Origin of the sequence: Streptomyces sp. NPDC088733 (assembly GCF_044751185.1) — a bacterium.
Classification (GTDB): Bacteria; Actinomycetota; Actinomycetes; order Streptomycetales; family Streptomycetaceae; genus Actinacidiphila.
This window is the reverse complement of record NZ_JBIVLH010000021.1, coordinates 110,021-136,965: the sequence shown is the minus strand read 5'-3', so window position 1 is coordinate 136,965 and position 26,945 is coordinate 110,021. Positions and strand designations below refer to the sequence as shown.

At 74.5% G+C, this 26,945-nt stretch carries 23 protein-coding genes, 1 other RNA gene and 1 pseudogene; 12 read left to right on the top strand and 13 right to left on the bottom strand.

The window, feature by feature from the left end; all coding sequences use genetic code 11:
* Positions 1-363: 363 nt before the first annotated feature.
* From ACIP64_RS31010 to ACIP64_RS30980, 7 genes are all read right to left on the bottom strand, one after another.
* Entirely contained in the window at positions 364-987 is a 624-nt protein-coding gene (locus ACIP64_RS31010) for a response regulator (RefSeq protein WP_401593088.1), read from the bottom strand.
* Positions 984-2,198, bottom strand: coding sequence for a sensor histidine kinase (locus ACIP64_RS31005; protein ID WP_401593086.1), 1,215 nt, complete (start codon positions 2,196-2,198; stop codon positions 984-986). Before ACIP64_RS31005 ends, ACIP64_RS31010 begins: the two co-directional genes overlap by 4 nt.
* Before the next feature lie 41 nt (positions 2,199-2,239).
* Positions 2,240-2,971 carry an ABC transporter permease gene (locus ACIP64_RS31000; RefSeq protein WP_401593084.1) on the bottom strand — a complete coding sequence of 244 codons (732 nt, stop codon included), beginning with the start codon at positions 2,969-2,971 and terminating at the stop codon, positions 2,240-2,242.
* Entirely contained in the window at positions 2,971-3,912 is a 942-nt protein-coding gene (locus ACIP64_RS30995; RefSeq protein WP_401593082.1) for an ABC transporter ATP-binding protein, read from the bottom strand. Before ACIP64_RS30995 ends, ACIP64_RS31000 begins: the two co-directional genes overlap by 1 nt.
* Before the next feature lie 161 nt (positions 3,913-4,073).
* Positions 4,074-5,255 carry a bifunctional RNase H/acid phosphatase gene (locus ACIP64_RS30990; protein WP_401593080.1) on the bottom strand — a complete coding sequence of 394 codons (1,182 nt, stop codon included), beginning with the start codon at positions 5,253-5,255 and terminating at the stop codon, positions 4,074-4,076.
* On the bottom strand, positions 5,255-5,998 hold the full coding sequence (locus ACIP64_RS30985) for a zinc ribbon domain-containing protein (protein WP_401593134.1): 744 nt from the start codon (positions 5,996-5,998) through the stop codon (positions 5,255-5,257). Before ACIP64_RS30985 ends, ACIP64_RS30990 begins: the two co-directional genes overlap by 1 nt.
* The gene (locus tag ACIP64_RS30980; RefSeq protein ID WP_401593078.1) at positions 5,995-6,882 is read right to left on the bottom strand and encodes a Nif3-like dinuclear metal center hexameric protein; all 888 of its coding nucleotides are present in this window, start codon (positions 6,880-6,882) and stop codon (positions 5,995-5,997) included. Before ACIP64_RS30980 ends, ACIP64_RS30985 begins: the two co-directional genes overlap by 4 nt.
* 180 nt (positions 6,883-7,062) lie before the next feature.
* On the opposite strand from ACIP64_RS30980, the gene ACIP64_RS30975 reads away from it, so the two are divergent.
* Both ACIP64_RS30975 and ACIP64_RS30970 read left to right on the top strand, forming a co-directional pair.
* The gene (locus ACIP64_RS30975) at positions 7,063-8,217 is read left to right on the top strand and encodes a hypothetical protein (protein WP_401593076.1); all 1,155 of its coding nucleotides are present in this window, start codon (positions 7,063-7,065) and stop codon (positions 8,215-8,217) included.
* Positions 8,218-8,327: 110 nt separating this feature from the next.
* The gene (locus ACIP64_RS30970; protein WP_401593074.1) at positions 8,328-8,480 is read left to right on the top strand and encodes a hypothetical protein; all 153 of its coding nucleotides are present in this window, start codon (positions 8,328-8,330) and stop codon (positions 8,478-8,480) included.
* Between the two features lie 14 nt (positions 8,481-8,494).
* Here the strand turns inward: ACIP64_RS30970 and eda are convergent, their stop codons facing one another.
* Both eda and yaaA read right to left on the bottom strand, forming a co-directional pair.
* Positions 8,495-9,109 (bottom strand): bifunctional 4-hydroxy-2-oxoglutarate aldolase/2-dehydro-3-deoxy-phosphogluconate aldolase, encoded by a 615-nt coding sequence (eda, locus tag ACIP64_RS30965; protein WP_401593072.1) that lies wholly within the window; start codon positions 9,107-9,109, stop codon positions 8,495-8,497.
* Positions 9,110-9,176: 67 nt separating this feature from the next.
* Positions 9,177-9,962 (bottom strand): peroxide stress protein YaaA, encoded by a 786-nt coding sequence (yaaA, locus tag ACIP64_RS30960; protein WP_401593070.1) that lies wholly within the window; start codon positions 9,960-9,962, stop codon positions 9,177-9,179.
* A gap of 65 nt (positions 9,963-10,027) precedes the next feature.
* Between yaaA and ACIP64_RS30955 the strand changes: the two genes are divergently transcribed.
* Together ACIP64_RS30955 and rnpB are read left to right on the top strand one after the other, a co-directional pair.
* Positions 10,028-11,470, top strand: coding sequence for an RNB domain-containing ribonuclease (locus ACIP64_RS30955; RefSeq protein WP_401593068.1), 1,443 nt, complete (start codon positions 10,028-10,030; stop codon positions 11,468-11,470).
* Positions 11,471-11,498: 28 nt separating this feature from the next.
* An RNA gene (rnpB, locus tag ACIP64_RS30950) (RNase P RNA component class A) lies at positions 11,499-11,901 on the top strand.
* An 82-nt stretch (positions 11,902-11,983) separates the two neighbouring features.
* On the opposite strand, the gene ACIP64_RS30945 is transcribed toward rnpB, so the two are convergent.
* The 3 genes from ACIP64_RS30945 to ACIP64_RS30935 form a co-directional block, all read right to left on the bottom strand.
* Entirely contained in the window at positions 11,984-12,442 is a 459-nt protein-coding gene (locus tag ACIP64_RS30945) for a lamin tail domain-containing protein (protein WP_401593066.1), read from the bottom strand.
* Positions 12,443-12,521: 79 nt separating this feature from the next.
* On the bottom strand, positions 12,522-13,823 hold the full coding sequence (locus tag ACIP64_RS30940; RefSeq protein ID WP_401593064.1) for an acyltransferase: 1,302 nt from the start codon (positions 13,821-13,823) through the stop codon (positions 12,522-12,524).
* Positions 13,820-15,931 (bottom strand): bifunctional polysaccharide deacetylase/glycosyltransferase family 2 protein, encoded by a 2,112-nt coding sequence (locus tag ACIP64_RS30935; RefSeq protein ID WP_401593062.1) that lies wholly within the window; start codon positions 15,929-15,931, stop codon positions 13,820-13,822. The genes ACIP64_RS30940 and ACIP64_RS30935 overlap by 4 nt, the downstream gene beginning before the upstream one ends.
* Positions 15,932-15,955: 24 nt before the next feature.
* Between ACIP64_RS30935 and ACIP64_RS30930 the strand changes: the two genes are divergently transcribed.
* The gene (locus ACIP64_RS30930; protein ID WP_401593060.1) at positions 15,956-16,411 is read left to right on the top strand and encodes a hypothetical protein; all 456 of its coding nucleotides are present in this window, start codon (positions 15,956-15,958) and stop codon (positions 16,409-16,411) included.
* A 1,329-nt stretch (positions 16,412-17,740) separates the two neighbouring features.
* Positions 17,741-18,055 (top strand): 4a-hydroxytetrahydrobiopterin dehydratase, encoded by a 315-nt coding sequence (locus tag ACIP64_RS30925; protein ID WP_401593058.1) that lies wholly within the window; start codon positions 17,741-17,743, stop codon positions 18,053-18,055.
* 218 nt (positions 18,056-18,273) lie between these two features.
* On the opposite strand, the gene ACIP64_RS30920 is transcribed toward ACIP64_RS30925, so the two are convergent.
* Positions 18,274-19,272, bottom strand: coding sequence for a Gfo/Idh/MocA family protein (locus ACIP64_RS30920; RefSeq protein WP_401593132.1), 999 nt, complete (start codon positions 19,270-19,272; stop codon positions 18,274-18,276).
* Between the two features lie 148 nt (positions 19,273-19,420).
* Here ACIP64_RS30920 and ACIP64_RS30915 point away from each other — a divergent pair, with 148 nt between their 5' ends.
* From ACIP64_RS30915 to ACIP64_RS30890, 6 genes and pseudogenes are all read left to right on the top strand, one after another.
* Complete coding sequence (locus ACIP64_RS30915; RefSeq protein ID WP_401593130.1) at positions 19,421-20,713, top strand: multidrug effflux MFS transporter; 1,293 nt, start codon at positions 19,421-19,423, stop codon at positions 20,711-20,713.
* A gap of 38 nt (positions 20,714-20,751) precedes the next feature.
* Positions 20,752-20,949, top strand: coding sequence for a hypothetical protein (locus ACIP64_RS30910; protein WP_360913503.1), 198 nt, complete (start codon positions 20,752-20,754; stop codon positions 20,947-20,949).
* Positions 20,915-21,997: pseudogene (locus ACIP64_RS30905) on the top strand (serine hydrolase domain-containing protein); the annotation flags it as partial. The gene ACIP64_RS30910 and the pseudogene ACIP64_RS30905, both read left to right, overlap by 35 nt.
* A 111-nt stretch (positions 21,998-22,108) precedes the next feature.
* Entirely contained in the window at positions 22,109-24,253 is a 2,145-nt protein-coding gene (locus ACIP64_RS30900; protein WP_401593056.1) for a SpoIIE family protein phosphatase, read from the top strand.
* Positions 24,254-24,338: 85 nt separating this feature from the next.
* Positions 24,339-25,040, top strand: coding sequence for a CDP-alcohol phosphatidyltransferase family protein (locus ACIP64_RS30895; protein WP_401593128.1), 702 nt, complete (start codon positions 24,339-24,341; stop codon positions 25,038-25,040).
* Positions 25,041-25,241: 201 nt separating this feature from the next.
* Positions 25,242-26,804: a methionine--tRNA ligase gene (locus tag ACIP64_RS30890; protein ID WP_401593054.1), complete on the top strand. Its 1,563-nt coding sequence runs from the start codon at positions 25,242-25,244 to the stop codon at positions 26,802-26,804.
* Positions 26,805-26,945: the final 141 nt, after the last annotated feature.

Sequence of the window (26,945 nt, the reverse complement as noted above, 5' to 3'; positions counted from 1 at the left end):
CAGCTACCGCTGGGAGGTGCCCCCACGGGCGGACCCCGGCGCACCCCCTCCCGGGTCGCTTGGGGCGGCTTACGGCCGGTGGGGGTTCAGATGGGCACTTGCGCCAACCCCGGACCGCCTCCTCGCCCCCCCACCGGGGATCAGGCGCATGACGAGACGGAGGGGGCGGGGTCGGAGGGGTGGCGTTCTGGACACTGGAGCATATTTGGGTGCATGACCTGGGTGCTCAATGGCAAGCGCCTGAGGCACCTAAATGTGCTGTCCAGAATGGCAGCCCCGGAGGCCCCGCACCCGGCCCCCAACAACGCGCGTCGGGGCGACCGGACTTCACAGGGCACACGGGCGGGCGGGTGGGGGAAAAACTCAGAGCCAACCATTGTGGCGGGCGGTCCGTACCGCCTCCGTGCGGTTCCGCGTCCCCGTCTTCCCAATCGCCGACGACAAATAATTCCGCACCGTCGACTCCGACAACCGCACCCGCGTCGCGATGTCCGCGACCGTCGCCCCGTCGACCGCCGCGTTGAGCACGTCCCGCTCGCGCGCGGTCAGCGGGCTGGGCCCCGTGCTGAGGGCGGCGACCGCGAGGGCGGGGTCGATGACCTGGTGACCGGCCAGGACGCGGCGGATGGCGGCGGCCAGTTCCTCGACGGGGCCGTCCTTGACCAGGAAGCCCGCGGCGCCGGCGTCCATCGCGCGGCGCAGGTAGCCGGGGCGGCCGAAGGTGGTGAGGATGAGGACCTTGCAGGAGGGCAGCCGCTCGCGCAGGTCCGCCGCCGCGTCGAGCCCGCTGCGGCCGGGCAGCTCGATGTCGAGCAGCGCGACGTCCGGCCGGGCCTCCAGCGCGGCGGCCACGATCTCGTCGCCCGCGGCGACCTGCGCGACGACCTGGATGTCGTCCTCCAGGTCGAGCAGCAGCGCGAGAGCGCCGCGCATCATGCCCTGGTCCTCCGCCAGCAGGACCTTGACGACACCGTCGGGGCTGCTCATGCGGCCAGTTCCTCCTCCACCGGAAGCTCGGCGACCACCCGGAACCCGGCGCGTGCGGCGGGGCCCGCCCGCAGGGAGCCGCCCGCCGCGGCCAGGCGCTCGGTGAGGCCCTTCAGGCCGGAACCGGAGGTGGTCGGCTCCGAGACTACGCCGTGCCCGTCGTCGGTGATCTCCAGGCGCACGTGCCCGCCGCCGCTGGCCAGTTCGATGCGGCAGGAGGCCGCGCCGCTGTGCCGTACGACGTTGGTGACCCCTTCCCGTACGACCCAGCCCAGGAGTGCCTCGGTCTGCGGCGGCAGGGGCGGGCCGGTCTCCACGACGACCGCCTCGACGCCGGCCGCGGTGAGCGCCGAGCGGGCCCGGTCCAGCTCGGTGGACAGGCTGCCCTCGCGGTAGCCGGTGACGGCCTCGCGGATCTCGGTGAGGGCCTGCCGGCCGACCGCCTCGATGTCGGCGACCTGGGCGAGCGCGGCGTCGATGTCGCGCGGGGCGAGCCGCCGTGCGGCCTCGGACTTCACGACGACGACCGAGAGGGTGTGGCCGAGCAGGTCGTGCAGGTCGCGGGAGAAGCGCAGCCGCTCCTCGGCGACGGCGTGCCGGGCCAGTTCCTGCCGGGTGGCGCGCAGTTGGGCGACGGCGTCGAAGAGCCGGAGCATCGCCGCCGTCACCAGGCCGGAGATCAGTGATCCGTAGCCCATGGAGACGCCGTTCCACAGGTCGCCGCTGCGCCAGCCGGAGACCAGGCCCGCGGACAGGGCGAGGCCGACCAGGGTGAGGCCCATGTACCGGCCGCGCACGACGATCCCGACGGCCAGCGAGAACAGCGGGAAGAACAGCAGCCAGCTGCCGCCGTAGCCGATGGCCAGCGCGTACGTGAGGGCGCCCAGCGGGAGCAGCAGCAGCCGCGGCACCCCGAGTGCCACCGCCCGCGGCTTGAAAGCGGTGAACGCCACGGCGACGTAGAGGGAGTTGAAGGCCAGCAGGCCGAGTCCGCCGAGCCAGGGGTTGGACGCCTGTCCCTGGAGGAGGTGGGACAGCGCGCCCACGCCCATGAGCAGCCAGGGCAGGAAGCTCAGGGGGGTGGGGGCCTTGAGGTCCTCGATCTCCTCCGCGATGTCGCGCGGGCCGCGCGGGCGGCGCCGTTCCCACGCGCGCCGGGCGCGGGACGTCCACGGCGCCCGTGCCGCCTCGCATTCCTCCGTCACCGTCATGGCCGTCCCGCCTCTCTCGTGCGTGTCCGTCGGGGGATGCATTACACGGTGCGCGCCGAGCGCCGGTACGCGTAGACCGCGTAGGCGCCGAACACCGCCGTCCAGCCCGCGAGCACCACGACGGTGCCCGGGTGGGGCGCCGTCCCGCCGGTGACGGCCCAGCCGAGCTCCCCGAAGCGGTGGGACGGGGTCCAGCGGGAGACGGCCCGCAGCCAGCCGGGGAAGAGCGAGGTGGGGAACCACAGGCCGCCGACGACGGACAGGCCCAGGTTGCAGGCGACGTTGACCACGCCGGTGGTCTGCGCGGTGAGCCGGTAGCCGTTGCCGAGCCCGAGCAGGGTGAACGGCGCGGTGCCGGCCCACAGCAGTGCGGCGATCGCCGCCCACTGCCATGCCCGCAGCTCGACGCCGTTGACGAGGCCGCCGGCCAGCAGCACGGCGATGATGGAGGGGAGCACGGTGACCGAGCCGCTGAGGCAGCGCCCGACGACCACCTGGGACGGCGACATCGGGGTGATGCGCAACTGGCGCAGCCAGCCGTGCCCCTTGTCCTCGGCGACGCCGGTGCCGGCGGCCAGGGCGGAGCCCAGTGCCCCGTACGCGGCCATGCCGATCATCGCGGCCAGGGCGGCGGCCTTGTCCTCCTCGGAGCCGGAGACGCCGAGGTTGGTGAAGAGCAGGTACATCATGACGGGCATGCCGATCCCGAAGATCACGAAGCCGGTGTCCCGCAGGGTGCGGCGGATCTCCAGGGTGACGTAGGCGAGCAGCATCAGACGTTCTCCTTCTTCAGGGCGGCCGGGGTGGCGGGGGAGTCGGCCGGCGTGCCGTCGGCGTCCTTCGCGGTGAGGGTGAGGAAGGCGTCCTCCAGACTGGCCGCGGTGACCTCCAAGCCGCGGATCATGCCGCGTTCGGCGAGTGCGACCACGGTGGCGTCGGAGTCGGAGCTGCGCAGGTGGGCGCGGTCGCCGCGGATCTCCACGGAGACCACGCCGGGCAGTTGGCGCAGGCCCTCGGTGGCGGCGCCGGCCAGGTCGAAGGCGACCAGGTTGCCGCCGACCGCGCGCTTGATGCGCTCGCCGGTGTCGTCGGCGACGATGCGGCCGCGGTCGATGACCACGATGCGGTCCGCGTTCTCGTCGGCCTCCTCCAGGTAGTGCGTGGAGAACAGGATGGTGTTGCCGTGCGCGGCGTAGGCCCGCATGGAGTCCCAGAAGGCGCGCCGGGCCTCGACGTCGAGGGCGGCGGTCGGCTCGTCCAGCACGACCAGTTCGGGGTTGCCGGCCAGGGCGACGGCGAAGCGCACGCGCTGGGCCTGGCCGCCGGAGAGCCGGTCGGCCCGGCGGTCGGCGAAGTCGGTGAGCCCGGCCAGTTCCAGGGACGTGGCGACGGGCAGCGGGGCGGGGTAGGTGCGGGCCACGAAGGTGAGCAGTTCCCGCACGGTGACCCGGGGGATCGGCCGGCCGTCCTGCAGCATCGCGCCGACCCGCCCGGCCCGCACCGCCTCCTGCGGGGTGCCGCCGAAGAGCCGGACCTCGCCACTGTCCGGGCTGTCGAGCCCCAGCAGCAGGCTGATCGAGGTGGACTTGCCCGCCCCGTTGCGACCGAGCAGGGCCACGGACTCACCGCGCCGGATCTCCAGGTCCACCGAGTCCACGGCGCGCACCGCGCCGAAGGTCTTGACCGCCCGGGTGAAGCTCACAGTCGTCGTCATGCCCACGACGGTACGGGGGAGCCGGCGGGCCGGGGCAGAGGGGAAAGTACCCGGTTCCCCAGGACAAATGTCATGGGTGGCGGCGTCATTGACGGAACGTCAGCCCGGCCGCCCGGGCGGCGCCTCCGCGAGACCCTCGCGGAGGCCCCGGCGCCGACCGGTCAGCGCAGGTGGGAGGTGTCGTTGAACAGCCGCACCGACGCGTTGCCGTCGGCGAAGTACGCCACCGCGGAGAACGCCGCCGCCGACAGCTCCATGCGGAACAGCGACTCCGGCGGGGCGCCCAGCGCGAGCCGCAGGAGCGTCTTGACCGGCGTGACGTGCGTGACGACCAGGACGGTGCGGCCCGCATGACGCGCGATCATCTTGTCGCGGGCCAGGGCGACCCGGCGCGCGGTGGCGGCGAAGCTCTCGCCGCCGGGCGGCGCGACCTTGGGCGAGGCCAGCCAGGCGGTCAGCTCCTCCGGGAAGCGCTCCTTGACCTCGCCGAAGGTCAGCCCCTCCCAGGCGCCGAAGTCCGTCTCGCGCACACCCTCCTCGATGCGCACGTCGAGGCCGAGCCGCTGCGCGACGATCTCCGCGGTCTGCCGGGTGCGCTTCAGCGGGGAGGACACGACGGCCTGGACGGTGCCCCGCTCGGCCAGCAGGTCCGCCGCCCGGCGCGCCTGCCACAGCCCCTTCTCCGACAGCTCCGGATCGGTGCCGCCGCTGCCGGAGAACCGCTTCTCCGGGGTGAGCGGGGTCTCGCCGTGCCGCAGCAGCACGAAGGTGGTCGGGGTGCCCATGTCGGCGTCGCCCCAGCCCACCGCGGTGTCGGACTCCCCGAGCGGTTCGGGTTCCTCGTCCGCCGCTGCCGCGGAGGCGGCCGCGGCGGCGGGTGCCGCGGCCGCGCCCAGGGCGGCCGTGGACCGGCTGGGCTCCCACTGCCGGCCCCGCTTGCCCGCGTCCATCGCCTCGTTGGCCAGCCGGTCGGCGTGCTTGTTCTTCTCGCGCGGGATCCACTCGTAGGTCACCTGCGCCGGCGGCAGGATCCCGCGGGCCTCGGCGGCCAGCGGGCGCATGTCCGGGTGCTTGATCTTCCAGCGGCCCGACATCTGCTCCACGACGAGCTTGGAGTCCATCCGCACCCGCACCTGCGCCTCGGGGTCCAGCGCCCGCGCGGCCCGCAGCCCCGCGATCAGCCCCCGGTACTCGGCCACGTTGTTGGTGTGCGTACCGATGAACTCCGCGGCCTCGGCGAGCACTTCGCCGGTGGCGGAGTCGCACACCACCGCGCCGTACCCGGCGGGTCCCGGGTTGCCCCGGGACCCGCCGTCGGCCTCGACGGTGAACGTCCGGGCCATTACAGGCCCGACTCGGGCGTACGGACCAGGATGCGGCGGCAGTTCTCGCACCGCACGACCGCGTCGGCCGCCGCCGCGCGCACCTCGTTCAGCTCGGTGATGTTCAGCTCCAGCCGGCAGCCCTCGCAGCGCTTCTGGTAGAGCCGGGCCGCGCCGACGCCGCCGGACTGCGCCCGCAGCTTGTCGTAGAGCTTCAGCAGGTCGGCCGGGACCGAACCGGCCATGATCTCCCGCTCCTTGGTGACCGTCATGCCTTCGGCGTCGATGCCGCGCAGGGCCTCGTCGCGCCGGGTCTCGGCCTCAGTGGCCTTGCCCTGCACGGAGTCCAGGCGCCCGGTCAGCTCCTGCACCCGCTCCTGCAGGGACTCGCGGCGCTCCATGACCTCCAGGACGACGTCCTCCAGGTCGCTCTGCCGCTTGGCCAGCGAGGTGATCTCGTGCTGGAGGTTCTCCAGGTCCTTCGGCGAGGAGACGGCGCCGGAGTCCAGCCGCTCCTGGTCGCGGACGGCGCGCTTGCGCACCTGGTCCACGTCCTGCTCGGCCTTGGTCTGCTCCCGGGCGGTGTCGCTCTCCTCGGTCTGGGCGGCGACCAGCAGGTCGCGCAGCTGCGCCACGTCGGAGGACAGGCGCTCGATCTCGGCGTGTTCGGGAAGGGTCCGGCGCTTGTGGTCCAGCTGCGCGACGCGCGCGTCGAGTGCCTGGACCTCGAGGAGTCGGATCTGGTCTGCGGGCGCGGCGTTCAGCGGGGGGCTCCTGAGGTCGTGGGTGCGAAGGGGACGTTCGAAAGATGCGCGGTGGGCGCGGCGGCGCGGGCGTGGGCCGTCCACGGGTCGGTGACGATGTGCGACACATGGGTGCGCACGTCCCAGCCATGGCGTTCCGCGACCTCGTCGAGCCGGCGCGCGGCCTGCGCGCACCAGGGCCACTCGGTGGCCCAGTGCGCGGCGTCGACGAGCGCCGGGGGCCCCGCCTGCTGCGCCTCCGACACCGGGTGGTGGCGCAGGTCGGCGGTCAGGTAGACATCGGCCCCGGCCCTGCGCACGTCGTCGAGGAAGCTGTCGCCGCTGCCGCCGCACACCGCGACGGTGCGCACCTGCCGCTGCGGGTCGCCGGCGACGCGCAGCCCGGTCGCCGTGGCCGGCAGGCCCCGGGCCGCCCGGTCGGCGAACTCCGCCAGCGTCATCGGCTCCGGCAGTTCGCCGAGCCGGCCGGCGCCGCGGCGTCCGGCCGGATCGGTCGCGTCCGGCACCAGGGGGCCGGTGACGCGCAGTCCGACGGCGGCCGCGAGGGCGTCGGAGACCCCGGGATCGGCTCGGTCGGCGTTGGTGTGGGCGACGTGCAGCGCGACGTCGTTCTTGATCAGGGAGTGCGCCACCCGGCCCTTGAAGCCGGTCGCGGCCACCGTGGTGGTGCCGCGCAGCCAGAGCGGGTGGTGCGTGACGAGCAGGTCGGCGCCCAGGCGGATCGCCTCGTCGGCGACCTCCTGCACCGGGTCGACCGCGAAGAGCACCTGCCGGACCTCGGCGTCCGGGTCCCCGCAGACCAGGCCGACGGCGTCCCACTGCTCGGCCCACTCCGGCGGCCAGAGGACTTCGAGGGCGGCGATGACGTCGGACAGTTTCGGCACGGGGTCGAGGTTACCGCGCCGGTACCGGGCGGCTGGAATTCCCGCCTGGTCATGAGCACACCGACCGCACGAAGTCCGACGGAACGGGACGAGAGCCACCCTTATGTGTGAAGCACACCGACTCGTGTCGGGCGGTTGCGCGTACGAAAACTAGCGTCGTGGCCAGGAGGTGACCCACCGATGACAGCCTGCGCAACCGAGACCGCCACCGACACCGGCTCCGGTGCCGTGCCGCGGGCCGGGTTCACGATCGCCGCGGACGGCTCGTACGCCGCGTGCCTGACCCGGACGCCGGACGGCGGGGACGGCTGGTACCCCGAGCGCTGGACGCTCGGCGGCCCCGAGCCGTACACCGTGCCGCTGCCCGGCAACCAGCCCGAGGAGGAGTGCTCCGAGGTGCTGCCGCTGCCCGACGGCCGCGTCCTGATCCGCCGCCGCGTCGCCGACCGGCACGACTTCGCGCTGCTCTACCCGACCGGCCCCGGCACCGGCGAACTGCTGCTCGGCTCGATCCCGGGCGGCCCGGGCGGTTCCGGCACCGAGGTGCGGCTGCTGCCGCCGCCCGCGTCCGGGCTCGCGTTCGCCCTCGCGTACGACCCGGCGGCCGCCCGCACCACGGTGTGGCTGGTCCACGACGGCCACGACGGCGCGCCGCGCCGGCTCGCGGAGATCCACGGCCGCTGCGGGGGCGGCGCGTGGCTCGACCGGGCGGGCGGCGTGCTCGCCCTGGACCGCCAGGCGGACGGGCCGGTCAAGACCGTCGCCGTGGACCTGCGGGGCGGCGGCGCGGTCAGCCCGCTGCTGCAGATCACCGACGACAGCAACGACCGGCTGCTGCTCGCCGAACCCGACAGCGGGCTCCTCATAGTCCGCAGCGACGCCACCGGTGAGGACCGCATCGGCTGGGGCGTGCTCGGCAGCAGGCAGCCGATGCGGTTCGCCGAGTGCCTGCGGGTCCCCGACGCCGTCCTCACCCCGTTCGCCGCGCAGCCGGGCCAGGTGCTGATGCCCGAGTCGTGCGCGGTGGCGCTGCGCGCCGACGGCCCGCACGGCACGTCGCTGGCGGTGTGGCGGCCGGGGGAGCGCCGTGCCACCTGGCTCAGCGGCCCGGAGGGCTGGCTCGCGGGGACGGGCATGTGGTCGCCGCAGGGGCTGCTGCGGCTGCCGTACGCGTGCGTGCACTGCCCCTGCGGGATCGTCGAGTACGACGCCCCCGCGCCGGTCCCACCGGCGCTGGCCGTCGTCCCCGATGCCGTCCCGGAGCCCGCGCCGGAGGAGTCCCGGGGCAGTCCGGTGCTGCCGCTGCAGCAGGCGCCGCTGGCGGCCGGGGCATGACCGGTAGGATCCCGCCGGGGGCTGCGCCGTCTTTTCGGCGGGCGCTGGTACGGCGGCACGTCGGCGGCACGGTTCCTGCGACCCGTACGCCACCGACAGAGAGTCCTCGTATGTCCGACTCCCGAACCGAGAACCCCGCCGCGAACCACGAGAGCGCGGCGGATCTCCACGGTCGCCACCGCGGCCCCGCCTCCTCGGAGGAAGCACCCGCCGCACCGCACGGCCGGCACCGCCGACCGGAGGGTTCCGGCGACGACGACTGAGCCGGACGGAACGTTCAGGCTCCCCGCAGACCGGCCGCCGTCCGCGCCAGCGCGCGGACGCGGGGCCAGTCCCGGGACCGCAGCGCGTCCCGCGGGACCATCCAGCTCCCGCCGACGCAGGCGACGTTCGGCAGCGCCAGGTACGCCGGCGCGCGGGCCTGGTCGATGCCCCCGGTGGGGCAGAAGCGCACCTCCGGCAGCGGTGAGGCCAGCGCCCTGAGGTACGCAGCGCCGCCCGCCGCCTCGGCCGGGAAGAACTTCAGCTCCGTCACGCCGTGTTCGGCCAGCGCCACCACCTCGGACGCGGTCGACACCCCCGGCAGGTAGGGCACTTCCGTCGCCCGCGCGGCGCCGAGCAGCCGCTCGGTCCAGCCCGGACTGACCAGGAACCGCGCCCCGGCCTCCACCGCCGCGGCGGCCTGCGCCTCCCGCACCACGGTCCCGGCCCCGACGAAGGCCTCCGGCACCTCGCGGGCGACGGCCCGGATGCCGTCCAGCGCGCCCGGGGTGCGCAGCGTGATCTCCACGACCGGCAGCCCGCCGTCCACCAGGGCTCTGGCCAGCGGCACCGCGTCGGCGGCGTCCTCCAGCACGACGACGGGGATCACGGGCGCGCGATCGAGCAGCATGCCCCGGATGCTGCCGGGGCGGCACTGCTCGCGCAACGATCGTTGCGAGACGTGCAACGCCGGCGCCTCAGTGGACGTCTGTCACCAGCACGTCGATCCGCCCCGGACCCTGCACCTCCACCCGGAAGCCCAGCTCCCGCAGCACACCGGCCAGTTCGTCCGGACCGCCCGGCCGGGCGCCCGACTCCAGCAGGGCACGCACCATGCGCCCCTTGGTCGCCTTGTTGAAGTGGCTGACGACCTTCCTGGTCTCGGCCTGCACGACCCGCACCGTCGCCGTCCGCCCGGCCAGCGCGCCCTTCGGCTTCCACGCCGCCGCGTACGCCGCCGACCGCAGGTCCAGCACCAGGCCGCCACCGGCGGCCTCCGCCGCCTCCGGCAGGACGTCCGCCATCGCGTCCCGCCAGAACGTGCCGAGCGCCCCCGTCGCCGGCAGCCTGACGCCCATCGAGCAGCGGTAGGCCGGGATCGCGTCCTTGACGCCGACCGCGCCCCACAGCCCGGAGAAGATCAGCAGCGAGCGCGCCGCCCGCCGTTTTGCCGCCGGGCTCAGGGTCGCCAGGCTCAGCGCGTCGTACAGCACCCCGGTGTAGATCTGCCCGGCCGGGCGGGCGGGAGCGCTGTGCAGCCCGGCGTTGCGGGCCACCTCGCCGTGCAGACCGGGGCTGAGCCCCAGCACGTCGGCGGCCTCGGCGACGGCGTCGGCGTCGCCGCCCGCGCACAGACCCACCAGCTCGTCCAGCACCGTGCGGCGCGCGGCGGCGAGGCCGGGCAGCGACAGACTGCCCAGGTCCACGGGCTTCCCGGTGGCGGGAGCGGCCTTGCCCTCGGACGGCGGCAGCAGGACGAGCACGGCGGTTCTCCTTCACGTTCGCTTGCGTTCGTGCAGCCTACGGCCGCCGGAATTACGCTCGCCCCATGCCTCGTCGCCCCCTGCGTGTGAAGGCCGCCGACGGCGAGCCGCTGCGCACCGCGTTCAGCGCGCTGCGCACCGAACTCCACGTGCCCGCCGCCTTCCCGCCCGCCGTGCTCGCCGAGGCCGAACAGGCGGCCCGCACACCGGGCGTCGACGGCCACGAGGACGCCACCGGCCTGCCGCTGTTCACCATCGACCCGCCCGGCTCGCGCGACCTGGACCAGGCGATGCACCTGGCCCGCCGCGACGGCGGCTACCGCGTGCACTACGCGATCGCCGACGTCGCCGCCTTCGTCGCCCCCGGCGGCGCGGTCGACACGGAGGCCCAGCGCCGGGTCACCACGCTCTACTTCCCCGACACCCGCGTCCCGCTGCACCCCACCGTGCTGAGCGAGGACGCCGCCAGCCTGCTGCCCGGCCGGGACCGGCTCGCCGTGCTGTGGCGCATCGACCTGGACGCGGACGGCGGCGTCACCGGCGTCGACGTCCGCCGCGCCCGGGTGCGCAGCCGCGCCCGGCTCGACTACGCGGGCGTCCAGCGCGACCTCGACGACGGCACCGCCGAGGAACCGCTGGCCCTGCTGCGGACCATCGGCCGGCTGCGCCAGGAACAGGAGCGGGCGCGCGGCGGCATCTCCCTCGACGTGCCCGAGCAGGAGGTCGTCGAGCAGGGCGACGGCTACGCGCTGGAGTACCGCGCGCCGCTGCCCGCCGAGTCCTGGAACGCCCAGATCTCGCTGCTGGCCGGCATGGCCGCCGCCGGTCTGATGATCGCCGCGGGCACCGGCATCCTGCGCACCCTCCCGCTCGCCCCGCACGGCGAGGTCGCCCGGCTGCGGAGGGTCGCCCGGGCCCTGCACATCGACTGGCCGCACATGACCTCGTACGCGGAGCTGATCCGCTCCCTGGACCCCGCCCGCACCGGGCACGCCGCCTTCCTGCACGAGGCCACCAGCCTCTTCCGCGGCGCCGACTACACCCCGTTCTGGCCGGGCCACCCGGCCTCGCCGCTGCTGCACGCCGCCGTCGCCGACGCCTACACCCACTGCACGGCGCCGCTGCGCAGGCTGGTCGACCGCTATGCCGGGGAGTTCTGCCTCGCCGCCTCCGCGGACCGCACCCTGCCGGAGTGGGTCACCGACGCCTACCGCGACCTGCCGCACCGGATGCGCACCGGCTCGCAGCTCGCCTCCCGTATCGAGAGCGCCTCCCTCTCCGTGGTGGAGGCCGCCCTCCTCCAGGACCGGGTGGGCGAGGTCTTCGACGCCTACGTGATCGACGTCCGCGAGAACGACCCCACCGCCGGCACGGTCCACCTCTGCGACCCCGCCGTCGTCGCCCGCGTCCGGGGCGGCAGTGCCCCCCTCGCGCTCGGCGAGCCGCTGCGCGTGCGGCTCACCGAGGCCGACGTGGAGCGCCGCACGCTGCTTTTCGCCCCCGCATGATCGCCGGGTAGCATGGCGGGACGGCAGACGAGCCGAGTGGACGGCCGCGTCAGGACCCCGGTCCTGCCGAGGAACGTCCGGGCTCCACAGGGCAAGGTGGTGGGTAACGCCCACCCGGGGTGACCCGCGGGACAGTGCCACAGAAAACAGACCGCCGGGAGCCGCAAGGCCCCCGGTAAGGGTGAAACGGTGGTGTAAGAGACCACCAGTGCCCAGGGTGACCTGGGCAGCTAGGTAAACCCCACCTGGAGCAAGGTCAAGAGGAGCGCCGTAACAGGTGCTCTGCGCGGACGTTCGAGGGCTGCCCGCCCGAGTCCGCGGGTAGACCGCACGAGGCCGGCGGCAACGCCGGTCCTAGATGGATGGCCGTCGCCCGGCCGGCCGCGAGGCCGACCGGGACACAGAACCCGGCGTACGGCTCGGCTCGTCTGCCGCTTCACGCACGCCGGGCCCGAGGGGCCCGGCGGCGCGGCTGTGCACGGTGGGAACAGATCCCCGCAGCGCGGGAGCAGATCAGCAGTTCTTGTAGTTCGCGCGCGTGCTGTTGTAGCTGCAGGTGTCGGCCTTCGCGCCGCCGGCCTTGCGCAGGGTCGCGGTGTCCTTGTCGTTGTTCCAGACGTACCAGCCGCGGTTCTGGTAGCGGTTGCCCGCGGTGTTGCGGCCCGAGCCCGTGTGGACCTTGACGGTCTTGCCGGCGCCGAGGGAGTACGCGCCGAAGGTGTACGTGTGGCGGGAGGCGTCGGTGAGCGTCCAGCCCTTCAGGCTGACGGCGCGGGACGTGGAGTTGGTGATCGTGACCCACTCGGCGTTGAGGCTCGCGGCGGAGCCGCGGTCGGCGCCGGGGCTGTTGTAGTAGATCTTGGCGAGGTGGACGGAGCCGGCCGCCTCCGCGGCGGGGGCGCCGAGGGCGAGCGCGGCGGCGGTCGCGGATATCGCCGTGAGCAGGCAGGTCAGCGTGGTACGGGTGCGCATGGTGCGGGTTCCCCCCAAGGGCGTTGCGAACAAGGAGCGTTAGCGTACACAGGACGTACGCGATCAGCGCACGAATCCTTCACAAACGACGGCGGGCACGTGCGCGGCGCCCTCCGCCCCCCGTCGGCCACGGGTGCGGCCTGCACCGCGCGGCGGCGTCCTCGGCCCAGCCCGCCAGCACGATGGCCGCGCCGATCAGCGGCCAGGCCATCAGGAACTGGAACCAGGTGGCGTCCAGCGGCAGATGGGCCTCGAAGAACGGCACGTCCCACATGCGGTCGATCAGCGGGACGCTGAGCACGAGCGCGACCTCGTGCCACAGGTAGACCGTCACCGCACGGGCGTTGAGCAGCCCCACCGCGCCGTCCGCCACCGGGACGCGGGTCAGCCGGCGCGGACGGAAGCGCAGCAGGACGAGGACGAAACCGACCGACCACAGCGCCTGCGCGAGCGGGATCTCCCCGAGGTCGAAGCCCTCGTCCGTGGGGTGTGTCAGGGCGAACCAGCCGCCCGCCGCCAGGCACAGCGCCGCCAGGCCCAGCACGGTGCGGGCCCGCAGCGCGTCCAGCCGCCCGTCCCGGTGCGCGAAGCCGAGCAGCCAGCACGCCGCGAAGGTGACCAGGTCGACGGCGGGGGTGAGCGCGGGCTCGGTCAGCGGGAGCCGGTCGTACTGGGCCAGCACGACCAGCAGCCCGCACACCGCCAGGCACGCTCTGGGCGCGGCACGAAAGGCCTTGAGCAGCCACGGGGAGAGCAGGACCAGCCACAGGTAGGTGCGGATGTACCACAGCGGGTCCGTCACCTGCTCGGCCCACGCGATGCGCGGCGGGTCCGCCAGCGGCAGCACCCACAGCAGCATCCGCGGCCAGGAGTGGATCCGCCAGCCGTGCACCAGCATGGCGGCCACGACGACCGCCGCGAAGAGCCAGTACGGCACGAGCAGCCGCCGCGCCCTGCTGCGCAGCACCGAGCCCGCCGGGCGCTTGAGCGAGTGCGCCATGAGCGAGCCGGCGAGCGCGAACATCACGCCGATGGACGGGAAGGCGAAGGTCAGCCACGCCCAGTTGAAGGTGTGGAAGACCACCACCCGCACCAGGGCCAGCGCCCGGAGCAGGTCGAGGTAGCGGTCCCGGCCCCCGCCGCCTCCCGCGGCGGGGGCCTCCTTCGCGGCGGTTGCGGCGGGGGCCCCGGCCGGCGCCGCGTCCCGCTCCGGCGCGTCGACGACGACGGTCGCGCCGTGCTCCGCGGTGACCAGGGCGCGCCGCCGCCGCCCGCCCCCGGGGCCGGGCACCGGCGGCGGCCCCGCCGGGCGGGCGCCGCGGGGATCGTGGGCGTGCATCGGGTCCTCCGGGAAGGTGTGGTCGGGCGGGCGCGGTGTCACCGTTCACTCCCGGCGGCCACGGGCGGGGTGCCGACCTCGCCCGTGCGGCGCAGCTTGTGCCAGCCGAGCCGGCCTCCGTTGATCGCGGTGATGCAGGACTGGAGCAGCACCAGGTACATCAACTGCCGGTACAGGACCTGCTGGAGCGGCAGCGGCCACAGGTCCCGCAGCCGCTCCCCGTCGAGCCGGAACGCGTACGCGGCGCACGCCGCCTGCACACCCAGCACCGCGGCCCACGCGACCGCGGTGCGAAACGGGTCCATGAACACCAGCCCGTACACCGCGAAGACGTCGATCAGCGGCGCCAGCAGCGGGGCGAGCACCTGGAAGAGCACCACCAGCGGCAGCCCCACCCGGCCGAACCGGCCCGAGTGGCCGCGGTCCAGCACCGCGCCGCGGTGCTTCCACATCGCCTGCATCGTGCCGTAGCTCCAGCGGTAGCGCTGCTTCCACAACTGCCGGACCGTGGACGGCGCCTCGGTCCAGGCGCGGGCCCGCTCGGCGTAGACGACGTGCCAGCCGGCCCGGTGCAGGGCCATGGTGACGTCGGTGTCCTCGGCGAGGGTCTCGTCGCTCATGCCGCCCACGTCGCGCAGCGCGTCGCGCCGGAAGGCCCCGCAGGCCCCGGGGATGGTCGGCATGCAGCGCATCAGGTCGTACATCCGGCGGTCGAGGTTGAAGCCCATCACGTACTCGATGTGCTGCCAGCGGCCGATCATCCGGCTGCGGTTGCCGACCTTGGCGTTGCCCGCGACCGCGCCGACCCGCGGGTCCGCGAAGGGCTGGACGAGTTCGCGGACGGTGGCCGGCTCGAAGACCGTGTCGCCGTCCATCATCACGATCAGGTCGTGCCGGGCGTGCGCGACGCCGTTGTTGAGCGCGGCCGGCTTGCCGCTGTTGGGCTGCCGCACCACCGTGACGCCGGGCAGGCCGAGGGCCTCCACGATGTCGGCGGTGCCGTCGCCCGACCCGTCGTCGACGACCACGATCTCGATCGGATGCTCCCCGGCGGCCAGCGAGTTGACCGTATGGGCGATGCACTCCTTCTCGTTGTAGGCGGGCACGATGACGCTGACCGGCTCCGTGACGGCCGGTCCCCAGCGGAAACCGGGCGCCCGGCGGCGCCGGGCGTGCCGGCGGGCCAGCAGCAGCATCGCGGCGAAGCGGGCCAGGACGAGCACACCCACCCCGGCCAGCAGGACGGCGAGCGCCGGCACGGCCGCCTCGGACAGCTCCACGGCGGCCACGAACATCCGCCCCTGCCACAACTCCGCCCCGGCGACCGGGTGGTTGGTGGAGCTGGCCCCGACCGCCTCGCCGACCGTCTCGAAGCGGTAGCCCCGCTCCTTGAGCAGCGGGATCAGCCGGTCGAGCGCGGCCACCGTCTGCGAGCGGTCGCCGCCCGCGTCGTGCATCAGCACGATGGCGCCCTTCCCGGGCTTCTTGGGGAGAGAGCCGTCGACGATCGCCTGCACACCGGGCCGGCGCCAGTCCTCGGCGTCCTGGTCGATGAAGGCGGTCACGTAGCCCTTGCGGCCGACCTGCTGCACGACCGGCCAGGACAGGTCGTCCAGGGCGTCGGCGGTGGAGGAGTACGGCGGCCGGAACAGCGAACTGTGGATGCCGGCCGCCCCCGCCAGCGCGAGCTGGGTCTGCGACAGTTCGCGGTCGACCCGCCCCGGGGACTGGTACACCAGGTCCGGGTGGGCGAACGTGTGCACGCCGATCTCGTGCCCCTCCCGCACCATCCGGCGGATCAGGTCCGGGTGGCGGGCGGCGTTGCTGCCGGTGACGAAGAAGGTGGCCTTCACCTTCTGCCGCAGCAGCACGTCGAGCACCTCCGGCGTCCAGACCGGGTCCGGTCCGTCGTCGAAGGTGAGGGCGATCGTACGGTCCGGCGTGCGGTACGAGCGCGGGCGGTCGCCGGTGGAGTCCACCACGGGCCCGCCGTCCAGCACCGCCTCGGGGACCTTGTCCGTGGCCACCGGCGGGTGCACCCGGTGGTCGGCCTCGAAGTCGCCGCGGACGTAGCCGCCGAGCAGCAGCACGCACACGAGCACGACGAGTGCGAGGACGGGAATGACGAGCCGTGGCCGCAGGGGTATCACGGGCCGCTCTGCGGTTGCTGGTCGGTGCCCCCGGCGGGCGGTAACGCGGGCCCGGAGGAGGAGGGGGCGGAGGGCGTCGACGACGCCGAGGCCGACGGACCGCCCGACGAGCTCGCCGTCGCGCTGGGCGTCGGAGACGCCGGGGGCGGGCCGCTCCTGGTCACGCGCGGTGTGGGCGACGTGCTGGTCTTCGGGCCGGTGCTGCCGGAGGCATGGCCGCTGGGCGTGGTGCGCGGGCCGGCGGAGGCGGTCGGCCGCGGCCGGGCGCCGCCGGACGGGGACGGAGTCGTGTGCGTCCCCGCCCGGAACAGCCCTGCCGGTGCCGGGGGAGCGGCCTGGTCGGCCGGTACGTCGACTTCTCCCGTCCCCGAGGAGCCGGCGTCGTCCGGCGCTGTGCTCGGTACCCCTGGCAGCGGCAACAGCGTCTTCGGCGCGATCGGCGTCGCGCCGGAGAGGCTGAGTACGAGGGCGGCCGTGTAGAGGGAACAGGCGGCGCCGATGGCCCAGCCTGCCCTGCGGACCACGCGGGCCCGTCGCCCGCTGGAATCGACGAAGACGGGTCCGGGCAGCGATATGACCTCGGTCGCGGGATCGTCGACCCCGGTACCGGCTTCCGGATCGTCCACGGGTGGTGGTTCTGACCATACGTCACGGTGGTGCTTGGAGAGCATGCCGCAACGTAACGCGACGCAAGCGGTCCTATGGGACGTATTTCGCACTTGACCGATTCCATAGGCGAATTGGTCGTTCTCTGCCAGGCTCAGCCGCCTCCGGTGCGGGGCGCCTTCGTCGCCATCATGGTCGCGAACTGCGCGTTCGCCTCCGGCGGACGGGAGAACCGTCCGGGCCGCGCTGATCACCTCCCTGCGCGGTTCGGGTACGAGGCCGCCGTTCGCCTGCGGGAATCCGTCCGCCCCGTGTCCGGTCGTGTCGGTTGCGGCACCGCCGATGTCGATCCGCCGCGCGCGGTGCGGTGCGGGCGGCCGCCCGGGGAAACGGAAGTGATCAATCCGGTCACGGCAGCCCGCGATGCGGGCCCGCACGGCCGTCGTCCGACGGCTCGCCCGGCGGGGGCGGCCGGCGCGTGGGCCGGCGGTGGTCCTTGCGGCCGGTGACGCGCCCGCCCGTCGACAGCGCCTTCGGCGGGACGGCGCGGCCCGCGGAGGGGCAGGCCCGCGCGGTGCCGGCGGAGGCCGTCGCTTCCGGGCGGGTGACGTCCGTCGGGATGACGGCGGTGGCCCCGGCGGTCGTCGCGTGGGCCGGCGGTCCCCCTCCCGGCGGGTGACGTCCACGACCGTGCGCCCGTCGTTGTCACGCAGTTCGCCTGGCGGGATGGCGGGTGCGACGAGGCTCGCGTGGGGGGAGGCCCGCGAGGTCCCGGCCCGCGGTGCCGGCGGAGGCCGTCGTTTCCGGGCGGGTGACGTCCGTCGGTCTCCGCGGTCGTCGTCGCATCGGCCGGGCGGGGCCCCGGCCCGTGGGGGAGGAGGTCCACCTGGCACCGGCGCGCGGTGTCGGCGGTCAACCCGGCGGCCGTTGCCCGGGTCGGCGGTGGTCCTTGCGGCCGGTGACGTCCCCGCCCGCCCGTCGTCGTGCGGCAGCGGGTCCGGCGGGTTGGCCGGGGGCCCGGCCCGGGCGACCTCGGGGTGCGGGGACGGCGGACGCTGCGACCGCCTCCGGCCCGGTGACGTCCGCGCTCGCCTACGGCAGCACGTCCGGCGGGACGGCCGGCCCGTACGGGCACCGGTCACGGCGGCCGCGGCCCCGCGGGCGTCCGTAGCCGCGTGGGGCGGGCGGTGCGACGATGGGCGCATGGCGCCCTACGCAGAGCCCCTGCCGCACGAGGAGATCGAGCACCGTCTGACCGAGCTGCCCGGCTGGTCGCTGGCCGACGACGGCGTGAGCCTCCAGCGCACCTACCGGCTCCCGCATCTGCCGGGCGCGGTCTTCGTGGTGCACATCGCGCAGATCCAGGACGAGGTCAACCACCACAGCGATCTGACGCTCGGCTACAACACGGTCGGCGTCACGGTCACCACGCACGCGGCCGGCGGCCGGCTCACGGCCAAGGACTTCGACCTCGCCCGCCGTATCGAGGACATCGCCCCGGCGCACGGCGCCGCGTAGCGCGTTCGCCCCGCGGGACCCTCCCGGCCGGCGCCTCGCCGCCGGTCCGGGTGCCGTGCGCGCCCCGCGGAGGCCCGGTACCCCGCGCGCAGATCCACCACAGCGATCCGACGCTCGGCTGCGCCTTGCCCGCCGTGTCGAGGACATCGCCCCGGCCCGCGGCGTCCCGCACGGGGATCCGCCGCCGGCCGGGGCGTCGAGGGGGTCGCTCGCCCGGGTCAGGCCTCGCCGGGGTAGTGGACGCCGATGCGGTCGCGGACCGTGTCGAGCGTCCGCATCACGGCGAGGCTGCCCTCCACCGGAACGAGCGGCGACTCGGTCTCGCCCGCCCGCAGGCAGCGCATGACCTCCATGGCCTCGTGCTGGAGGCCGTGCAGCCCGCGCGGGCCGCCCGCGGGGGTGGGCAGCGGGCCGAAGACCTCCGGCTCGCTGCCCTCGCGGTGCAGCACGAAGTGCTCGGGGTAGAAGAAGCCGCGCGGGAACTCGATCCGGCCCGTCGTCCCGGTCACCACCGCCGTGCGGGCCGTGTCGGCCGCCAGCGAGCAGCTCAGCACCGCCATCGCGCCGCTGTCGTAGCCGAGCACCATGCCGGTGGCGTCGTCGACGCCCTCGGGGGTGAGGTGCCCCCAGGCCTGGACCTCGTCCGGTTCGCCGAGCAGCAGATGGGCGAAGGACACCGGGTAGACGCCGAGGTCGAGCACCGCGCCGCCCGCCTGGGCCGGGTCGCGCAGCCGGTGGCTGGGCTCGAACGGCCCGGCCAGGCCGAAGTCCGCGTGCACCGCCCGGATCTCGCCGATCGCCCCGTCGGCCACCAGGCCGGTGAGCCGGCGGATCACCGGGCTGCAGTACATCCACATCGCCTCCATCAGGAAGCGGCCGTGCCCGCGCGCGAGTTCGGCCAGCTCGCGCGCCTCCACCGCGTTGACGGTGAGCGGCTTCTCGCACAGCACGGCCCGCCCGGCCCGCAGGCACAGTCCCGCGGCGACGCGGTGCGCCGAGTGCGGGGTGGCGATGTACACCACGTCCAGGTCCTCGTCGTCGGCGAGCGCGGTCCAGCTGCCGTAGGCGCGGGGTACCTCGAAACGGTCGGCGAAGGCGCGCGCCGCCTCCGTACTGCGCGAGCCGACGGCGACGAGCTCCGCGTCGTCCTTGAGCTCCCGCAGGTCGCTCGCGAACGCCGACGCGATGCCGCCGGTCGCGAGGATGCCCCACCGGATCCTGCGCCCGGACCCGGCGGAAGAGGGTCCGCCGGCACCGCCGACGGAACCACCGACTGAATCACTCACGGATCTGCCCCCACCTGGTCTCATCCACCTTGCGATGGCTGAGAGCATAGAGAACGATTCATCGACCACGGAGACGCAGATGCCGGAAGCCGGCCCGATCCCGCCCGACCAGATATCCACACCGCGGCCGCCGACCCCGGTACGACGCGCCGCAGACCGCCCAGGAGGCCCTACCGGACTGCTGGTGACGTTCGTCCTCGGCGCCCTCTCCGCGCTCCCCGCGCTGTCGATGGACATGTATCTGCCGGCGCTGCCGCAGGTCACGGAGTCGCTGCGGAGCCCGGCCGTCACGGTGCAGCTCACCTTGACCGCGTGCCTGGCCGGACTGGCCCTCGGCCAGATGGTCGTCGGCCCGATGAGCGACCGCTGGGGCCGCCGCCGCCCGCTGCTGGCGGGCATGGTCCTGTACGTGCTGGCGACCGCCGTGTGCGCGTTCGCCCCGAGCGCCGGGCTGCTGATCGCCTTCCGGCTGCTCCAGGGCCTGACCGGCGCCGCGGGCATCGTCATCGCCCGGGCCGTCGTCCGCGACCTGTACGACGGGGTCGCCATGGCCCGCTTCTTCTCCACGCTGATGCTGATCTCCGGGGTGGCGCCGATCGTCGCCCCCGTCATCGGCGGCCAGGTGCTGCGGCTCACCGACTGGCGGGGGGTCTTCGTCGTGCTCACGGTGGTCGGCGCGCTGCTGATCCTGGTGGTGTGGCGCTCCCTGCCGGAGACTCTGGACCCGGCCGACCGGCACCGCGGCGGCCTGGGGGAGACCCTGCACACGATGCGCGGGCTGCTCGCCGACCGGGCGTTCACCGGCTACATGCTCACCGCCGGGTTCACCTTCGCCGCCCTCTTCGCCTATGTCTCCGCCTCCTCGTTCGTGGTGCAGGAGATCTACGGAGCCTCCCCGCAGACGTACAGCCTGCTCTTCGGTCTCAACTCCATCGGCCTGGTCGCGCTGGGCCAGGTCAACGGCAAGCTGCTGGTGGGGCGGGTCAGCATGGACAAGGTGGTCGCCGTGGGCCTGGCGGTGATCACGCTGGCCGCGCTCGCCCTGCTGGCGATGACCTCCGGCGTGTTCGGCCGGGTCGGGCTGCTGCCGGTGGCCGCGGGCCTGTTCGTCCTGATGTCGGCGATGAGCCTGGTGCTGCCCAACACCAACGCCCTGGCGCTGATGCGCACCCGGCACGCGGCCGGTTCCGCCTCCGCGCTGCTGGGCACGACCTCCTTCCTCGTGGGCGCCGTGGCCTCGCCGCTCGTGGGTGTCGCGGGCGAGGACTCGGCCGTGCCGATGGCGCTGGTGCAGCTGGGCAGCGTGCTGGCCGCGGCGGTCTGCTTCGTCGGGCTGTGCCGCCCCTGGCGGCGTACTGTGGATGCACGGTGATCCCTGCGATCATTGCCGTGCCGAGTCAGGAGGCAGTGATGACCGAGCCGATCGACGAGAGCAAGTGGGCCTGGAAGACCGCGGACAGTTGCCTGCACACCGGGTCCGAACACATGATCGATCCGGAGGACCTGGTCATGGCCTCCGGACGTGAACCGACTCCGGCCCGGCTCGAACAGGCCCGCAAGTTGCTGGAGGAGCATGGCCCCGCGGTTGTCGAGAGGTACCTGCCCTGACGCGGAGCTGCGCGCGGACGAGTTGAACCGGCTCGTCGGGGACATCACCCCCTTTCTGGAACCCTCGCCCGCCTCCGCTTATCCCTGGTGCGCGGGGGCCGTCGTACTCGCCGGGCGCGGCGGCACCGTCGCCCTCCACGAGGCCGCGGGCTGGGCGGTGCGCTACCGCGGGTACGACGAGGGATCGGGTGGCGGCGTCGAGCTGCCCCGGGAGCAGTGGGTGCCGATGCGGCCCGACACCGTCTTCGACCTGGCGTCGCTGACGAAGCTGTTCACCGCGGTGGTCGCCGTGCGCCGGCTGGAGCCGGACCGCGAGGTGGCGTACTACGTGCCCGAGTTCGCCGCCGCGGGCAAGCAGCGCATCACCGTGCGGCAGCTGCTCGACCACACCTCCGGGCTCCGTCCCGAACTGCCCTTCTACGACCGGGCCGACGCGGAGGCCCGGGCCCGCCTGCTGTGGGAGGAGGAGCCGGTCGCCGCGCCGGGCGCCGGGCGCGTCTACTCGGACCTCAACCTCATCGCCCTCCAGCACGCCCTGGAACGCGAGACCGGCGAGTCCGTCGACGCGCTGGTGCGCGAGGAGATCACCGGCCCCCTCGGCATGTACGACACCCGCTACAACCCGCCCGCCTCCTGGCTGCCCCGGATCGCCGCCACCGAGGACCAGCGCCGCCCCTGGGGCCGGCTGGACCGCGGCATGCTGCGCGGCTCCGTGCACGACGAGAACGCGTACGCCATGGGCGGCGTCGCCGGCCATGCGGGCCTGTTCTCCACCGCCTGGGACCTCGCCCTGCTGTGCCGCTCCCTCCTCGACGCCGGGGGGCCGTACCCGGGCTTCGAGACGGACGCGGCCTGGTTCATGGGGGCCCTCGCCGGGCGCGGCGCGGCCGGGCACACCGGTTTCACCGGGACCAGCCTGGTGATCGACCCGGCGACCGACTCGTTCCTCGTCCTGCTCGCCAACTCGGTGCACCCGTGCCGCCTTTGGCGCGACGGAAGCGCTCCCCGCGCGGCCGTGGGGACCCGGTTCGCCCGGGCGCTCGGGGTCGCGTGAGCGCGGCCGTGCCCGGCGCCGCCGACCTCGCGAAAGTGGAATATCGTCATTAAGGGGACGGTTCGATTGTTCGGGGGGTGAGGTCCGCGGCCGGAAGGGGACAGCATGCGGAACCCCGCCGGAGTCGCCACCGACGCCGACGGCACCGGGGCCGCTGCCCCGCGCCCGGGACCGGAGCTGCTCGACCCCCCACTGCTCCAGGTGGCCCGGGAGACCGGCGCGTCCATCGGCCTGGTCTACCTGCTGGCCCCCGACGGCGAGACGCTGAGCCTGGCGACGCTGGTCGGCGGTCCGCAGTCGTTCGCCGGGCTGTGGGCGCGCATCGGACTGGCCCACCGCACCCCCGTCTCCGACGCGGTGCGCGACGAGCGGCTGGTCTGGCTCGGCGGCCCCCAGGAGACCGCACGGCTGTACCCCCGGATCGCCCTGGTGCTCCCGTACGAGTTCGCGCTCGCCGCCGCCCCGATCACCTCCGGCGGCAGGACCTGGGGCGGCCTCGTGCTCTTCCTGCCCGGCTCCCACGCGCCGCAGATGTCGCTGCGGGAGCGCAGCACCGTTCGGGCCGCCTGCCACCACCTCGGCGTACTGCTGCGGGAGGCCGCCGACGAGGGAGCCCCGCCGCCCTGGGGGCACGAGCCCAGGATGCTGTCGCCCCACCGGACCCGCGTCCACGGGCCCGGTGAGGCGCTGGCGGCGGCCGGCCTCGCGGAGCGGCTCCCGGAGGCGTCCTTCGCGCTCGACCTGGAGGGCCGGTTCACCTTCGTCACCCGGGCCGCCGCCGACCTGCTGGGCGCGGAGATCCCCGCGCTGCTCGGGCACCGGCCATGGAACGTCCTGCCCTGGCTCGGCGACCCGCTCTTCGAGGACAGCTGCCGCGGCGCGCTCATCAGCCTGCGGCCGGCCGCCCTCACCACCCTGCGGCCGCCCGACGCCTGGCTCTCCTTCGAGCTGTACCCGGACCCCTCCGGCATCAGCGCCCGCGTGGCGGCGGCCCCCGCCCCCGTGGACGCCGAGACCCCCGCCGCGCGCCTGCCCGAGACCGGCGCGCAGGACCGGGCGGTGGCGCTCTACCACCTGCTGCACCTGGCCGCGACGCTCACCGAGGCCGTCGGCGAGCAGGACGTCATCGACCAGGTCATGGAGCAGATGCTGGCCGTCTTCGGGGTGCAGGGCGTCTCCCTGCTGACCGCGGAGGGCGACCGGCTGCGGATCATCGGCTACCGCGGGTACACCGAGGAGCTGATGGCCGAACTCGACATGGCCCCGCTGAGCATGGGCAACCCCGCCGTACGGGTCATGCGGACCGGCGTCCCCGGCTTCTTCGCCACCGTCGCCGAACTGCGCCGGTTCTACCCCGCCGCCGAGGTCCGCGACACCAAGGCGGCCTGGGCCTTCCTGCCGCTGATCGCCTCCGGCCGCCCCGTCGGCACGATGGTGCTCGCCTACGACCGGCCGCACCCCTTCCCGCCGGGGGAGCGCAGCGTCCTCACCTCCATCGCCGGCCTGATCGCGCAGGCACTCGACCGCGCCCGGCTCTACGACGCCGAGCACGACCTCGCCATCACCCTCCAAGCCCGCCTGCTGCCCCGGGCCCTCCCCGAGATCGCCGGCCTGGACGTGGCCGCCCGCTACCTCCCGGCCACCCAGGGCATCGACATCGGCGGCGACTTCTACGACGTCATCAGCCTCGGCGCGCAGATGACCGCCCTGACCATCGGCGACGTCCAGGGCCACAACGTCAACGCCGCCGCGCTCATGGGAGAGGTCCGCACCGCCGTCCGCGCCACCGCGGGCGCGTCCCCCAGCGAGGTCCTGGCCCGCTCCAACCGCCTCCTGGTCGACCTCGACCCCGGCCTGCTCACCAGCTGCTTCTACGCCCACCTCGACCTGGCCAGGAACCGCGCCCACCTCGCCACCGCCGGCCACCCCCCGGTGCTGCTGCGGCACCCCGGCGGCGGCACGGAACTGCTGCGGGTGCCGCCGGGGCCGCTGCTCGGCGTCGACCGCGCCGCGCGCTACCCGACGATCGAGATCCCGCTGCCGCCGGGCACCCTGCTCGTCCTCTATACCGACGGCCTGGTCGAGGCCCGCGGCGTCGACCTCGACGAGGCCACCGCCGCCCTCGCCGACCACGTCGACCGCGCGGGCGACCTCTCGCTGGACGAACTCGCCGACACCCTGGTCGAACAGGCCCGCCGTGCGGCCCCCCGCAGCGACGACATCGCCCTGCTGCTCACCCGCGTGACATGACATCCGGTCCCTGATCCGACCGGACCCTGCCATGATGTGAAACACACGAATGAGGCATGGCGCGGGGGGATACGTGACGCTGACGATGGCCGGCGCGCTGCGCGAGCTGCGCACCGCGCAGAAGTCCGCCAAGGGCGTGTCGCTGTACTCGCGGTACGTGAACCGGCCGGCCGGGCGGGTGCTCGCCGCGGGCGCCTACCGGGTACGGCTGACGCCGAATCAGGTCACGTTGGTGAGCGCCGCCTTCAGCCTGGGCGCGATTGCCGCGCTCGCCCTGGCCGGGCCGTCCTGGCCGCTGGCCGTCGCCGTCTGGCTGGGCCTGGTCGTCGGCTTCGCCTTCGACTCCGCGGACGGCCAACTGGCGCGCCTGCTGGGCCGCGGCAGCCCGGCGGGGGAGTGGCTGGACCACGTCGTGGACGCCGCGAAGATCACCGCGGTCCACTCCGCGGTGCTCATCTCCTTCCACCGCTTCTTCGACCTGCCCTCCGACGGCTGGCTGCTGGTGCCGCTGGGCTTCCAGCTCGCCGCCGTCCTGCTCTTCTGCGGGGGCCTGCTGGCGGACAAGCTGAAGCCCAAGGCCGCGCCCGCCGCCGGTGCGCCGGCCGCCCCCGCGCCGTCCCGGCTGCGCGCGGTCGCCCTGCTGCCCGTCGACTACGGCGTCTTCTGCCTGCTCTTCCTCACCCTGGGCGCGCCGCGGGTCTTCCTGGCCGCCTACACCGCCCTGTTCGCGGTGTACGCGCTCTACCTGGCCGCCTTCCTGGTCAAGTGGTTCCGCGAACTGCGCTGAGCCGCGCCCGGCGGGAAATGGCGGGCGGCCCCGGCCCGCGCTCCGCTACCATCGCGGCATGATCGCGACCGCATCCCCTCGCCGCATGATGCCCCGCTGCCGGGGCTGCTGAGTCGGACGCGTCGCGTTTTCCGAGGCCCTGGACCGGGGCCTCGGCTGTTGTGCGCGTCGGAGCCCCGCCCCCCTTCGCAGGAGGTTCCGATGACCACGCACCCCCCGGGTCCCGCACCCGCCCCGTTCTACGTGACCACCACGATCCCGTACGTCAACGCCCGCCCCCACCTCGGCTTCGCGCTGGAACTGGTGCAGGCCGACGTGCTGGCCCGGCACCACCGCCGCGCCGGCGAGCCCGTGCGGTTCCTGAGCGGCACCGACGACAACTCCCTGAAGAACGTGCTCGCCGCCGAGGCCGCGGGCGTCCCCGTGCAGGAGTTCGTCGACCGCAACGCCGCGGCCTTCGCCGCGCTCGACGGGCCGCTCGCGCTGTCGCTCGACGACTTCATCCGCACCAGTCGCGACCCCCGGCACCGCGCGGGCGTGGAGCGGCTGTGGCACCGGTGCGCGGCGGCCGGCGACCTGTACCGCACGCACTACGAGGGCCTGTACTGCGTGGGCTGCGAGCAGTTCTGGACCCCCGGCGAACTGGTCGACGGGCGCTGCGCCGAGCACGGCACCGAGCCGCAGCGCGTCGCGGAGGAGAACTGGTTCTTCCGGCTGTCGCGCTGGACCGGCGTGCTGCGCGAACTGATCGAGGACGGCCGGCTGCGCATCGAGCCCGCCGCCCGCCGCAACGAGGTGCTGGCCCTCCTCGCCCGCGGGCTCCGCGACTTCTCCGTCTCCCGTTCGCAGCACCGCGCCCGCGGCTGGGGCATCCCCGTGCCCGGCGACCCCGGCCAGGTGGTCTACGTGTGGTGGGACGCGCTCGGCAACTACGTCACCAGCCTGGGCTACGGCGGCCAGGGGTCGCCGGAGTACGAGCGGTGGTGGGCGGGCGAAGGACGCCGCGTCCACCTGGTGGGCAAGGGCGTACTGCGCTTCCACGCCGTCTACTGGCCGGCCATGCTGCTGTCGGCCGGACTGCCGCTGCCCACGGACATCCTCGTCCACGACTACCTCACCGTCGACGGCCGGAAGATCAGCAAGTCCGCGGGCACCACCGTCGACCCCGTCGAACTGACCACCGCCTGCGGCACCGACGCCGTGCGCTGGTGGCTGCTGCGCGAGGTCCCCAGGACCGGCGACGCGGACTTCACCCGTGAACGGCTCGTCGCCCGCGCCGACGCGGACCTCGCGGGCGGCTTCGGCAACCTGGTCAACCGGGTCGTCACCATGGTCCACCGCTTCCGCGGCGGCACGGCGCCCGCGGGTGGGGTACCGGAGCCAGGTACGGAACGCCTGCGCGCGGCCTGCCGCGACGCCGCGGCGGACGTCGCCCGGGCGCTGGACGAGGTCGACTTCCGCGGCGCGGCCGCCGCCGTGTGGCGGATCGTCGACGAGGCCAACCGCTGCATCGACGAGACCCGGCCCTGGGAACTCGCCCGCGCCGAACGCCGTGACCGCAACGCCCCCGCGGGGGCGCGCCTGGACGCCGTCCTGGCCGCGCTCCTCGACGCCTGCCGCACCCTCGGCGAGGAACTCGCCCCCTTCCTCCCGAACGCCGCGGCCCGCATCGCCGCCCAGTGCGCCGCCGCCCCCGACGGCACCCTCCCGCCACCCACCCCGCTCTTCCCCCGCCTCGCGCCGGCGACGCCCCCGTCGCCCTGACCCCGCGGGCCTTCGGCCCGGTGACCGCATCCGGCCGTTGCCGTGCCGGACGTGAACTCGGCCTCGGACGACGGGCCCTGCGGCGCGCTGGTGCGCGAGCGTGGTGCGAGGCTGTTGTCGCTCCGGGAGGCGACCTGAGCG